Origin of the sequence: Kitasatospora sp. NPDC050543 (assembly GCF_044457565.1) — a bacterium.
Classification (GTDB): domain Bacteria; phylum Actinomycetota; class Actinomycetes; order Streptomycetales; family Streptomycetaceae; genus Kitasatospora.
Genome location: NZ_JBITGZ010000001.1, coordinates 485,943 through 498,457, shown reverse-complemented (window position 1 = coordinate 498,457; position 12,515 = coordinate 485,943). Strand labels below are relative to the sequence as shown.

8 protein-coding genes are annotated in these 12,515 nt (G+C 72.9%); 6 read left to right on the top strand and 2 right to left on the bottom strand.

Features of this window, described 5'->3' with window-relative positions; all coding sequences use genetic code 11:
- The first annotated feature begins 5 nt into the window (after positions 1-5).
- From ACIBH3_RS02060 to ACIBH3_RS02045, 4 genes are all read left to right on the top strand, one after another.
- On the top strand, positions 6-1,466 hold the full coding sequence (locus tag ACIBH3_RS02060; protein ID WP_396309952.1) for a penicillin-binding transpeptidase domain-containing protein: 1,461 nt from the start codon (positions 6-8) through the stop codon (positions 1,464-1,466).
- Between the two features lie 236 nt (positions 1,467-1,702).
- The gene (locus ACIBH3_RS02055) at positions 1,703-3,313 is read left to right on the top strand and encodes a DUF2079 domain-containing protein (RefSeq protein WP_396309888.1); all 1,611 of its coding nucleotides are present in this window, start codon (positions 1,703-1,705) and stop codon (positions 3,311-3,313) included.
- Between the two features lie 331 nt (positions 3,314-3,644).
- Complete coding sequence (locus tag ACIBH3_RS02050; protein WP_396309887.1) at positions 3,645-5,132, top strand: amino acid permease; 1,488 nt, start codon at positions 3,645-3,647, stop codon at positions 5,130-5,132.
- Positions 5,133-5,267: 135 nt separating this feature from the next.
- On the top strand, positions 5,268-6,677 hold the full coding sequence (locus ACIBH3_RS02045) for a glycosyltransferase 87 family protein (protein WP_396309886.1): 1,410 nt from the start codon (positions 5,268-5,270) through the stop codon (positions 6,675-6,677).
- A 101-nt stretch (positions 6,678-6,778) separates the two neighbouring features.
- Here the strand turns inward: ACIBH3_RS02045 and ACIBH3_RS02040 are convergent, their stop codons facing one another.
- Both ACIBH3_RS02040 and ACIBH3_RS02035 read right to left on the bottom strand, forming a co-directional pair.
- Positions 6,779-8,524: a penicillin-binding transpeptidase domain-containing protein gene (locus ACIBH3_RS02040; protein WP_396309885.1), complete on the bottom strand. Its 1,746-nt coding sequence runs from the start codon at positions 8,522-8,524 to the stop codon at positions 6,779-6,781.
- A 166-nt stretch (positions 8,525-8,690) separates the two neighbouring features.
- Complete coding sequence (locus ACIBH3_RS02035; RefSeq protein ID WP_396309951.1) at positions 8,691-10,418, bottom strand: dolichyl-phosphate-mannose--protein mannosyltransferase; 1,728 nt, start codon at positions 10,416-10,418, stop codon at positions 8,691-8,693.
- Between the two features lie 466 nt (positions 10,419-10,884).
- On the opposite strand from ACIBH3_RS02035, the gene rsmI reads away from it, so the two are divergent.
- Both rsmI and ACIBH3_RS02025 read left to right on the top strand, forming a co-directional pair.
- A complete protein-coding gene (gene rsmI, locus ACIBH3_RS02030; protein ID WP_396309950.1) occupies positions 10,885-11,742 on the top strand; it encodes a 16S rRNA (cytidine(1402)-2'-O)-methyltransferase in 858 nt (285 codons plus the stop codon).
- A 216-nt stretch (positions 11,743-11,958) separates the two neighbouring features.
- Positions 11,959-12,462, top strand: coding sequence for a hypothetical protein (locus ACIBH3_RS02025; RefSeq protein ID WP_396309884.1), 504 nt, complete (start codon positions 11,959-11,961; stop codon positions 12,460-12,462).
- The last annotated feature ends 53 nt before the right edge of the window (positions 12,463-12,515 follow it).

Here is a 12,515-nt window from a genome sequence, read left to right as displayed (position 1 = left end):
CGGGGATCTCGACCACCGGACGGCGCGCGGGCACCTTCTGCGTGCTGCTGATCGTGGCGCTGGCGGCGCAGGCCACCCGGGTGCAGGTCTTCCAGCGGGAGCGGCTCGACCACAACCCGGCCAACCAGCGGCTGACCATCGAGCGCTACTCCCAGCCCCGCGGCAACATCCGGGTCGGCGCCGACACCGTCACCGGCTCCGTGCCGACCGGCGGCCGCTACGACTACCGGCGCACCTACACCGACGGACCGACGTACGCCGCCGTCACCGGCTACTCCTCCCAGACGTACGGCAACAGCCTGCTGGAGGGCACCGAGGACGCGGTCCTCTCCGGCACCGACAGCCGACTGGCGAGCTGGGCGCTCTGGAACGAGATCGCCCGCCGGCAGAACCCCGGCGGCGACGTCTACACCACCATCGACCGGGCCGCCCAGGAGGCCGCGATGAAGGGCCTGGGCCGGCAGAAGGGCGCGGTCGCCGCGATCGAACCCGCCACCGGGCGCATCCTGGCGCTGGCCAGCACGCCGTCCTACGACCCGGGGACGTTCGCCGGCACCTCGGCCGCCGACCAGGACGCCTGGAGCAGGCTCCAGGCCGACACCAACCAGCCGATGCTCAACCGGGCGCTGCGCCAGATCTACCCGCCCGGCTCGACGTTCAAGGTGGTCACCGCGGCGGCCGCGCTCGCGGCGGGCGTGGTCGGCGACCTGGACGCACCGACCGGCGCGCCGTCCCCCTACATCCTGCCGGGGACGACGACGCCGCTGGTCAACGACACCGCCGCGTGCGACCGGCCGGGACTGTCGCTGGACACCGCGATGGTCCTCTCCTGCAACAGCGTGCTGGGCTACCTCGGGGTGCAGACCGGGCTGGAGAAGATGGTCGCGATGGCGGAGAGCTTCGGCTTCAACGACGCCCAGCTGGACGTCCCCGTCCGGGCCGCCCGCTCGAACTTCGACACCAGGATGGACCAGGCGCAGCTCGCGCTCTCCTCGATCGGCCAGTTCGACACCGCCGCGACACCGCTGGTGATGGCCATGGTGGCGGCCGGCGTCGCCAACAACGGCACGGTGATGCATCCACAGCTTGTGGACAGGCTGACCAGGAGCGACGGCGCCACGGTGCAGGTGATGCGTCCCACCACCTACCGGCAGGCGATGACGCCGGCCGTCGCCGGGCAGGTCCAGCAGCTGATGACGGACGTGGTCGAGCAGGGCACCGGCACCAGGGCGCGGATCCCCGGCGCGATCGTCGGCGGCAAGACCGGCACCGCCCAGCACGGCGTCGACAACACCGGCACCCCGTACGCCTGGTTCATCTCCTGGGCGAAGCCCGCCGGCTCCACGGCCGTGCCGCCGGTGGCCGTCGCCGTGGTGATCGCGGACAGTGCCGCCACCGACGTCACCGGCGGCAGCCTGGCCGCGCCGATCGCCAGATCGGTGATGCAGGCGGTGCTGGGCGGCTGACCGCGTGGTCGGTGGCGCGCGGGGGCTGAGGCAGACTGGTGCCTTCGGCCTTGCGCCCCGGGCGCGCGGGAGCGCCCGGTCGTGACCGGACGGGCCGGTCGTTCCTGACCGTCCCCGGCCGTGCCCGACCACGCCCGGTCGTGTCTGGCCGGTCCGCTCGGGCCGAGCCGAGGACGCTGTGCCGGCCCGCGGTGCAGCACCGACGAAGCAGAAGACGAAGCAGAGCAGAGATCGACGTGACCACTCATACGGAACCCCGGCCCGCCCCGGCCGCCGCGCCGGCCGGTGCCCGCGCCCGGCTGGCGGGCCTGCTCACGGCCCGCCGGCGGACCCTGCTGCTGACCGCGCTCTGCTTCACCGTCATGTCCGCGATCGGCCTGCGGGGCTGGGCCAGCGCCCAGCTCGGCGGCTTCGACCTCGGCATCTTCGACCAGGGTGTACGCGGCTACGCGCACCTCGGGTCGCCCGTCTCCTCGCTCAAGAGCTACCACCACGAGTTTCCGCCCGGCTTCTCGCTGCTCGGCGACCACTTCTCGCCGGTGCTGGCCCTGCTCGCACCGCTGTACTGGATCTGGGACGACCCGCGCTCGCTGATCATCGGCCAGTCGCTGCTGTTCGCCGCCGGCGTGCCGCTGATCCGCCGGATCACCGCCCGCTGCTTCGCCGGCGCCGGGCCGGTGGCCGCCCGCCGCGCGGTCGACCTGGCCGGGCTGGTGTACGCGCTGGGCTGGCCGCTGCTGGTCGCCGCCCGGGTCGGCTTCCACGAGGTCGCCTTCGCCGTCCCGCTCACCCTGCTGCTGCTGGAGCGCGGCCAGGCCCGCCGCTACGGCGCGGTGGTGTTCGCCGCGGTGCTGCTCTGCTGCACCAAGGAGGACGTCGGCCTGATGGTCGGCGCGTACGGCCTGGTGCTGCTGCTGCGCGCGCGTCGTACGGGGGAGCCGGCCGGCCGCTGGACGGGCGCCGGGCTGCTGCTGGGCGGGCCGCTCGCCTCGGCGGTCGCGATCACCTGGCTGATCCCCGCGATGGGCGGGCAGCCCGGGTACTACTGGAACTACGGCTCGCTGGGCCCGGACGCCGGCGGCGCGCTGCACAACCTGCTCGGGAACCCGCTGCTGCTCGTCCGGGCCGCCTTCGACCAGCCGCTCAAGCCGCTGCTGCTGCTCTGGCTGCTGGGCACCATGTGCCTGCTGCCGCTGCGCTCGGCCACCGTGCTGTGCGCGGTGCCGCTGCTGGCCGAGCGGGTGCTCTCCAGCAACCCCAACCACTGGTCGGTCGCCCGGCACTACGACGCCTTCCTGTGGCCGATCCTGCTCACCGCCGCGATCGAGGTGCTCGGCCGGCTGTACGCCGTGGAGCGGACCCGGCGCAGGGCGCTGGTGCTGGGCCTGGCCTCGGCCGGCTGCGTGCTGGTGGCGGCGGTGCCGATGGGCCTGGCGACGCTGGCGCTGCCCTCGAACTGGCGGCCGGCCACCAGTGAGGCGGCGCTGGTCCGGGCGGCCGCGCTGATCCCGGACGGCGCCTCGGTGGAGGCCGACAACCAGGTGGCGCCCCGGCTGACCGCCCGTACCGACGTGGTGCTGGTGGACCAGACGCCGCGCGGGCGCGAGTACGTGCTGACCAGGTCGGACAAGCGGTCCTTCCCGTTCGCCACCGACCGGGAGCAGGCCGAGCGGATCCAGCTGCTGCTGGCGCACGGCTACCGGCAGATCTGGGCCGAGGACGGCGTCGTGCTGCTGCACCGGGAGAGCAGCGACACCGTGCCCGGCACCAGGGTGCCCGGCCCGGACAGCAGGCCCGTCCAGGACGTGGTGCCCTCGGACGTCGGCCACCACCTGTTCCAGGGCTGACGCCGCCCCAGGTCTGAAGCTGCTCCAGGGCTGACGCCGCCCCGGGGCTGACGAGGTATCAGCGCCGGCACGGCGCCCGGGCGCCTCGCCCACGAGGGGCGGATCATGCCCCCTACCTGCTGGTACGACGGTCCGCCGCCTGCGAACTGTCCGGTTTGTGCTGACTGTTTCTACGATTCGTACAAGGCGGGGCCCCAGGCTGTTCGTTTACGACACTGGCGCATTCGCGGGGTACTGTCCCATGTTTGTTCGGTTGGTCCGCGATGTCTCCCGATGGGGCATCGAGTGACCGGTCGCTAGGACACCCTCCCCCGCCTAGAAGGATCACGTTTTGGCCAGCAACACCCCCCTCGGAGAGCGTCTGCTCCGAAGGAAGCCCGTAGCCACCCTGATCGCCGAGAGCGAGGGCGGCGACGCCCTGCCCGCCGGCGCGCCCGAGGAGGGCGGACGCTCCGGCATCCACCTGCGCCGCACGATCGGCCTCTGGCAGCTGTCCTCGATCGGCATCGGCGCGACGGTCGGCACCGGGATCTTCTTCGTGCTCAGCAGCGCTGTGCCCGAGGCCGGACCCGCCGTCATCCTGTCCTTCGTACTGGCGGCGGTCACCGCGGGCCTCACCGCGCTCTGCTACGCCGAGATGGCCTCCGCCATCCCCGCGTCCGGCTCGTCCTACTCCTACGCCTACGCCACCCTCGGTGAGGGAGTCGCCTTCGGCGTCGGGGTCTGCCTGCTGCTGGAGTACGGGGTCTCGGCCTCGGCGATCGCGGTCAGCTGGAGCGAGTACCTCAACAAGTTCCTGGACCTGGCGTTCGGCGTCCAGATCCCGGCCGCGCTGTCCGCCTCGCCCGGCTCCGGCGGCTACCTCAACCTGCCCGCGGTGATCCTCGTCGCGCTGATCTGCCTCCTGCTGGTGCGCGGCGTCAGCGAGTCGGCCAAGGTCAACGCGACCATGGTGGCCATCAAGATCTTCATCCTGCTGCTCTTCATCGCGATCGGCGTCACCGGCTTCCACTCCGGCAACCTGAGCCCCTTCATGCCGCTCGGCATGGGCGGCGTCCAGCTGGCGGCCTCCAGCATCTTCTTCTCCTTCATCGGCCTGGACGCCGTGTCCACCGCCGGTGAGGAGGTCAAGAACCCGCGCCGCACCCTGCCGCTGGCGATCATCATCTCGCTGGTCGTGGTCACGCTGCTGTACATCGGCGTGGCGATCGCCGCCCTCGGCGCCCAGCCGTGGAAGCAGTTCGACGGCCAGGAGGCCGGGCTCGCCCAGATCCTCCAGGACATCACCGGCCAGAGCTGGCCGGCCATGATGTTCGCACTGGGCGCGATCATCTCGATCTTCAGTGTCACCCTCGTGGTGATCTACGGCCAGACCCGCATCCTGTACTCCATGGGCCGCGACGGCATGCTGCCGAAGAAGTTCGCCGAGCTCTCGCCGCGCACCGGAACCCCGGTCTGGAACACCCTGGTCGTCGGCGTCGCCGTCGGCGCGCTGGCCGCCTTCGTGCCGCTGGACATCCTCACGGACCTCACCAGCCTCGGCACCCTGGTCGCCTTCTCGGTGGTCTCGGTCGGCGTGATCGTGCTGCGCCGTACCCAGCCGGACCTGCCGCGCGGCTTCAAGGTCCCGGGCTACCCCGTCACCCCGATCCTCAGCGTCGGCTTCTGCGCATACCTCATCTACGGGCTCGACCCGAAGGTGTACCTGTTCGCCGCGGTGACGCTGGTGCTGGCCGCAGCCGTCTATTTCGGTTACAGCATCAAGCACTCCAAGTTGAACACCCAGGAGCGCGAAAGCGACCTCGCCGAGGTCGGCTGACGGCGTCCGCGCAGGTCAGCACGGGGCTACCGGTAAGTAGGAAGTGCCGGTGGCCCCGAGAGCTCCACAGGGACACCCCGAACCCCCTACGCGGACATGGCGACAGGGGGGGCTCACCACCCATAACCTTCCACCATGGTGAGCACCCGCACGCCCGGCCAGTCCCGCCCCCGCGGGCGTTTCAACGGCCGCCGCAGCCCGCAGGCCCACCCCGCCGCGCCCGCCCACGCCCCACGGCGCGCAGGCTCGCGACGCGGCTCCGGCCCCCGTCCCTTCCCCCGCCAACGCGGCGACACCGGGCCGGACGACAGCCCACCCGATCGCTGGCAGCCAGCCCGGTTCGCCCGGATGCGCAGCGTCCAGGCGCTGGGCTGCGCCATCGCGGCCGGCTGGGCCGCCGCCTTCCCGATCGTCTCGGACCTGCCCAACCAGCGGCTCTGGGGCACCGTCGCCGCACCCTCGTACGCCCTGGCAGGCCTGCTCTGCCTCACCCTGCCGCGCCGCCTCGCCCCCCGGGCGGCCGCCGCCACCGCCGTCCTCGGCGCCGTCCTGGTGCCGCTGGCCGCGCTCGCCCTGCAGGGGCGCCACCAGTCCGAGGTGATGGTGGTCGAGCGCTCGGCCCGACTGCTGCTCGGCACCGGCAACCCGTACCTCGCCGACCCCACCGTCGTCACCGACTACAACCCATACCTGCCCGCGATGGCGCTCTTCGGTATGCCGCGGGCCCTGCTCGGCAGCGACGGGCCGCTGGCGCTGGTGCTGGGAGACGCCAGGATCTGGTTCGCGCTGACCTTCCTGGCCTGCCTGCTGCTCAGCTGGCGACTGCTGCGCCCGAGCCGTGACCGCGCGCCGCTGCTGCCGCTCGCCGTCCTCACCGCCTCGCCGCTGATCGCGCTGGCGCTGGCCGTCGGCGGGGTGGACCTGCCGCTGATCGGCGTCTGCTGCCTGGCGATGGCCCTGGCCGAGCGGGACCGGACCATCCCGGCCGGGCTGGTGCTCGCCCTCGCCTGCACCCTGAAGTGGACGGCCTGGCCGGCCCTGCCGGTCGCCGTGCTACTGCTCTGGCGGCTGTACGGGCGCCGGCCCGCCGCCCGGGCCGCGCTCACGGCGCTCGGCACCACTCTGGCCGTGATCCTGCCGGTCGCACTGACCCACGCCGAGGCGTTGCGCGAGCAGGTGGTGCGCTTCCCGCTGGGCCTCACCGCGATCCGGACCCCGGCCGGCAGCCCGCTGCCCGGCAAGATCCTGGCCGGCTTCGGGCCGACCGGGCACACCGTCTCGCTGGCGCTGCTGACGCTCGGCGGCGCGGGCGTGGCGATCTGGCTGCTGGCCCGTCCGCCGGTCTCGGCGATCGCCGCCGCGGACCTGCTGGCGGCCGGCCTGACGATAGCGTTCACGCTCGCCCCGGCCGGCCGCTTCGGGTACCTGGCGCTGCCCGTCGTCCTGGTGATCTGGCCCCGCCTGGCGGCTCGCCGCTGGCTCGCCCGCAGGCCCGTCCCGGCCAACTGCCTGATGAGCGTGCCCGCCGCCAGCATGTCCCAGTGAACGCGACGGGACCGCCACCCCGGCCGCCTCGGCGGTGGTGGGGGTGGCGGTCCCGTTTCACGGTGCCCGGTGCGCCCGGGGGCGTACCCCGGGCGGTCGCGTCAGCCGCCGTTGCCGACGGCCAGGACGGCCGCGGAGGCCGGGCCGGCGGCGTCGACGCCGTGGCCGCCGCCCTCGACCCAGGCCGCGACGGCGAGGTTGTCGCGGTAGGAGGTGAACCAGCTGTCGGTGGCCGCGCCGGCGGCGCGCTCGGCGGTGCCGGTCTTGGCGCCGATGTCACCGCGCAGGCCGGACATCGGGGCCGTCGCGGTGCCGCCCTTGGCGGTGGCGGCCATCATGTCCCGCAGCTTGGCGAGCGAGTCGGGGGAGAGCTGGCCGGGCGCCTCGCTCTGCTTGAGGCCCTCGATCAGGATCGGCTGCTTGAAGACGCCGCCCTTCACGGTGGCCGCGACCGAGGCCATGGCCAGCGCGTTCATCTTGATCTTGCCCTGGCCGTAGTACTCGTCGGCGGCCTCGTCGGCAGTCTGGCCGGCGCCCGGGATCACGGCGTCGACGTTGGGCACGCCGGTCTTCCAGACGCTCTCGAAGCCGAAGAACTTCTTGCCGACCTCGGCCAGGTCGCCCGACTTCAGCCTGGCCTTGCCCTCGATGACGAAGGCGGTGTTGCAGGAGTTGGTGAAGTCGTCCCGGAAGGTGTACTCGGGGTGCGGTGTGTCGAAGTCGTTCTTGATGGTGTGCCCGGCCGAGGTGGTGGCGGGGCAGGGCATCGGCGAGTCCGGGCTGAGACCGGCCTCCAGCAGGGCCGCCGAGGTGATCACCTTCATGGTCGAGCCGGGCGCGGTGGCGCCGAGGAAGGCGTAGTTGTAGCTCCCGGAGTTGGCCACGGCCAGCACCTTGCCGGTGGTCGGCTCGATCGCCACCAGCGCGGCGTTGCGCTTGCCGCCCTGCGACTGCTCGGAGACGGCCTTCTCGGCCGCGGCCTGGAGCGCCGCGTCGATGGTCACCTTGAGCGGCTTGCCGGGCTTGGGGGCGGTGATCGTGAAGACGTTCTCCGGCGCGCCCTTGCCCGACTCGTTGACGATCACCACGCCGTTGCCGGCGTCCGCCGGATCCCCGACGGCGTTCTTCTGCAGCGAGGGCAGCAGCGGGGCGAGCGAGGCGAAGGCCGCCAGCGTCCTGCCGTTGCGGTCGACCACGTTGGAGGCCGGGGCGAATATCGGCTGGGTCATGATGCTCTCGCCGGCGCCCAGGTGCGGGTGGATCACCGTCGGCGACCAGTGCACGGCGGAGGTGCCGTCGCTCATCTTGACCATGCCGAGGAAGCCGTCGTACTGCCAGACGCTGGTGGTGCCCTCGAACTCGGCCTTGGCCTTGTAGGTGAGCAGCACCTGCCCGGCGGGGGCCGGCGTGGCGGAGGCCGGGGCCGACGCGGAAGCCGAGGCCGAGGGGGCGGCCGAGGGCTTGGCGCCGGCACTGGCGGACGGGTCCGCCGTGGCCTTGTCGAACGCCGCCGTGGTGGCGGGCCCGCCGGCGACCATGGTCAGCGCGCTGGGCTTGACCTTGTCCTTGAAGGCGGTCAGCGCGGTGGTGGCCGCCGCCGGGTCGTCGGTGAGCTTGGCGGCGGCCTCCAGGTTGCCGCCCGCCCAGGCCTCGAGGAACGCCTTGGCACCACCGGCGGCCAGCTCGGCCGACGGCGGCTCGGCGACCACCGTGCGGACCTTCGGGGTCTTGGCGTCGTCCGAGGAGCCGCCGTCGGAGCCGACGAGGCTGTACGCCCCGTAGCTGCCGGCGGCGATCATCGCTACGGACACTCCGGTGATGAGGCCGATCTTCGCGCCTTTGCGCATGGTGCTGGTCCCCCAAGGGTCTGGCGTCTGGCGGGCTTCCGAGTGGCTGTCGCAAGCATCTTCGCGGACCAGCCTAGGCAGGTCCCTTTCCATCCGTTTACGAAACGTCCGGTTCTTGTGACGCATCTGGTACGTGGTCCGGTTTCGCGGATCCGGCCGGAACCGGCTAGATCCAGCTGTTGAACCACATCCGACCGCGCCAGTCCTCCATCGGTATCGTCTGCCCGGTATAGAGCGGATAGAAGTACAAAAAGTTGCACATGACGGCGAGAATCAGCAGCCCGGCCACCGAGGAGCCGATGATCCGCCGCTCCCGGGAGGCGTGGGCGGGCCCGATCAGGGCGCCGATCATCATCGTCAGAGCAAGCACCAGGAACGGCACGAAGGCGACGGCGTAGAAGAGGAATATCGTCCGCTCCTGGTACGCGAACCACGGCAGGTAGCCGGCGGCCAGGCCGCACAGCACCGCGCCGGCCCGCCAGTCCCGCCGGGCCACCCAGCGGTAGAGGCAGTAGACCAGCGCCACCGTGCCCGCCCACCACAGGATCGGCGTGCCGATGCCGAGCACCTCGCGGGCGCACTCGCTCACCTTGCAGCCGTCCTGGCCGGCCTTGGGCGACTCGTAGAAGTAGGAGACCGGCCGGCCCACCACCAGCCAGCTCCACGGGTTCGACTGGTACGTGTGCGGGCTGGTCAGGTGGGTGTGGAAGTCGTACATCGTCGAGTGGTAGTGCCACAGGCTGCGCAGGCCCTCCGGCACCCAGGTGAGGTCCACCTGGAACGGCATCCGCACCTTGCCGAGCACCGGCAGGGTGACGAACTCCGAGGACAGCCCGGAGCGGCCGACCGCCCAGTCCCGCCCGTACCCGCCCTGCCCCTGGACGTTGCTGCTGGCGAACCAGCCGGCCCAGGAGGAGATGTAGACGACCACCGAGGTCAGCACGATCGAGCAGAAGGCCGGGACGGCGTCGCGCACCAGCGACCACAGATGCGGGTGCCGGGCGCCCGCCAGCCGCCGGGAGCCGGCGTCCCAGAGCACCGTCAGCACGCCGAAGGCCGCGGCCACGTACATGCCGCTCCACTTGGTGGAGCAGGTCAGACCCACGCAGACACCCGCGGCGAGCCGGTAGGGCCGCCAGCCGAGGTTCATCCGGCGGGCCGTCAGCGGGTCCGCCACGCCGCCCAGGCGGGCGGCGATCCTGGCCCTGGTGCGGTCGCGGTCCAGCAGCAGGAAGCCGAAGGCGGCGAGGATCCAGAACATCACCACCAGGTCCAGCAGGGCCGCCCGGCTCATCACGAAGTGCAGGCCGTCCACCGCCAGCAGCAGGCCGGCGACGCAGCCCAGCAGGGTGGAACGCAGGAGCCGGCGCCCGATCCGGGCGATCATCAGGATCGACAGGGTGCCGAGCAGGGCCACCGCGAAGCGCCAGCCGAACGGGTTCATCCCGAACAGCTGCTCGCCGGCCCCAATGATCCACTTCCCGACCGGCGGGTGCACGATGTACGCCGGGTCGCTCTTGTACGGGATGACCTGGTCCGGCGCCATGATCTGCTGGTTCGCGGAGTCGCCCCAGCTGGTCTCGTAGCCGCCGTGCCAGAGCGAGTACCCGTCCTTGGCGTAGTACGTCTCGTCGAAGATGATCGCGTGCGGCTCGCCGAGGCCGGTGAACCGCAGCACCCCGCCGAACAGGGCCACCACCAGCGGCCCCAGCCAGTGCGCCCAGCGGCACAGCCAGGACCAGAGCCGTTCGGGCACGAACACGCCGAGCCGCACCAGCACCGGCGACGGCTGGGCCCGGACGGGGGTCACCCCGGGGCCGTCCGGCATCGGCGGCGCCAGCTGCTCGGCGAGCGGGACGGGCGCGGGGGTGCGGTAACCGTAGCCGGCCAGGATCCGCTGCCACGGCGACGGCCGTGCCGGAGCACCGGTCCGGGCGCCGCCCGGCGTGCCTGGCTTGCCGGTGTCCGCCGCCGCCTCCCCGGGCGCCTGCGGATCGCGCGCGGCCGGGACGCCGGGGACGCCGGGCAGGCCCGGGGTGGCCGGCCGGTCAGCCAGGTCGGTCAGGTCGCTCCGGTCGGACCGGCCCAGGACATCGACGCCACCCCGGGGGTCGTGGTCCGTAGCTGTGGGCTCATCCGCCGCCGTGTCGCCGTTCACCCGGACATCGTAGGGGCGGCGGATGAGCGTGGAGTGGTTCCCTCCGCAGCTGCCCGGTTCGTCACCAAACGCCCGGCGGCCCCGCGCCGCGCCGGCCGCCCACCGCCGATCCGCCCGCGCCGGACCCGTCACGGGCCGGCGATCCACCGCGCCGGACCGCCGCCGGACCGCCGCGCCCCCGGACCCTGCGAGGATGGAGCCCGTGACAGGCGTACTCGTTCTTGCAGGCACACCCATCGGCGACGTCTCCGACGCCCCGCCCCGGCTGGTCACCGAGCTGGCCACGGCGGACGTGATCGCCGCCGAGGACACCCGTCGGCTGCGCCGGCTCACCCAGGCTCTCGGGGTGACCCCGGCCGGGCGGGTGCTCTCCTACTTCGAGGGCAACGAGGTCGGCCGCACGCCCGAGCTGGTCGAGGCGCTGCTCGGCGGGGCCCGGGTCCTGCTGGTCACGGACGCCGGGATGCCCTCGGTCTCCGACCCCGGCTACCGCCTGGTCGCCGCCGCCGTCGAGGCCCAGGTGAAGGTGACCGCCGTGCCCGGCCCGTCCGCCGTGCTCACCGCGCTCGCGCTGTCCGGTCTGCCGGTGGACCGCTTCACCTTCGAGGGGTTCCTTCCCCGTAAGGCCGGGGACCGCGCCCGTCAGCTGGCCGAGGTCGCCGCCGAGCCGCGCACCATGGTCTTCTTCGAGGCGCCGCACCGGATCGCCGAGGCGCTGACCGCGATGGCCGAGGCGTTCGGCGCCGAGCGGCCCGCCGCCGTCTGCCGCGAGCTCACCAAGACGTACGAGGAGGTCAAGCGGGGCCCGATCGGCGAGCTGGCCGCCTGGGCCGCCGAGGGCGTGCGGGGCGAGATCACCGTGGTCGTCGCGGGCGCCCCGCCGGCCGCCCCGAGCGACCTCACCCCGGCCGAGCTGGCCCGCCGGGTGGCCGTCCGGGAAGAAGCCGGCGAGCGCCGCAAGGAGGCCATCGCGGCCGTCGCACTGGAGCTCGCGCTGCCCAAGCGGGAGGTCTTCGACGCTGTGGTGGCAGCGAAGAACGAGGCCGGAAACCGCAGCTGAGAAGCGGGGGTGCCGCCGGGGCGAGTGACGCGTACCTTGGAGAGAAGGCCCTGGTAAACACCAGCTGAGCTGAAGCTTTGGGCGGGTCTTCGTACAGGGATCCCCAACACCGGTCCAAGTCTTCACAAGCTGGGTATCAGCCAGGTAGCCCCGGGCATTCCCCGGTATGGAAAGACCCGAGCCGGGCGAACGCCCGGCGGGCACTGGGAGACGGCTATGAGCGAAACGATTGGTAGCCCCCTCGGTGGCAACGCCATGAGCGGCCTCGGCCTGACCAGCCGGCCGCCCACTCCCGTGGAGACCGTCCGGGAGGCGTACTCCTTCGCGTGCCTCAGCTGCGGCTACGGCTGGGAGCAGGCCTACGACATCGAGCACCACGTCGGCCGGGACGGGCGGACCACGCACGAGTACCACGCGAACGGGGTCCTGGTCCCCTCGCCGCTGCTCAAGCCGACGTGCCCCGGCTGCGGCGGGCACACCGTTCGGATCATGCGCGAGGGGCGGGTCGCGACCGCCGAGCAGTCCAGGCCGTACCACGCGCCCGGCTACCCGGCGCACGCCGAACCGGCCGAGTCGGCCGAGCGGACCAGAGCGGCCGGCCCGGCCACCGCGCCGAGCGGCGCGGCCGGATCGGGGCCCCGGAGCACCCCGACCGCGGCGGGCACCGAGGAGAAGGCACAGGGGCGCTTCGCCCGGTTCTGGTCGCGGCTGCTCGGCTGAGCCGCCGGGTCGCCGAGCCGCACGGTCGCCGAGCCGGTGGGCCGCTGAGCCGC

Bases quoted from the DNA above. Each gene is read 5' to 3' on its own strand.
- ACIBH3_RS02045 (WP_396309886.1), top strand. From the start codon at position 5,268: ATGGTGAGCACCCGCACGCCCGGCCAGTCCCGCCCCCGCGGGCGTTTC.
- ACIBH3_RS02040 (WP_396309885.1), bottom strand. From the start codon at position 8,524: ATGCGCAAAGGCGCGAAGATCGGCCTCATCACCGGAGTGTCCGTAGCG.
- ACIBH3_RS02025 (WP_396309884.1), top strand. From the start codon at position 11,959: ATGAGCGAAACGATTGGTAGCCCCCTCGGTGGCAACGCCATGAGCGGC.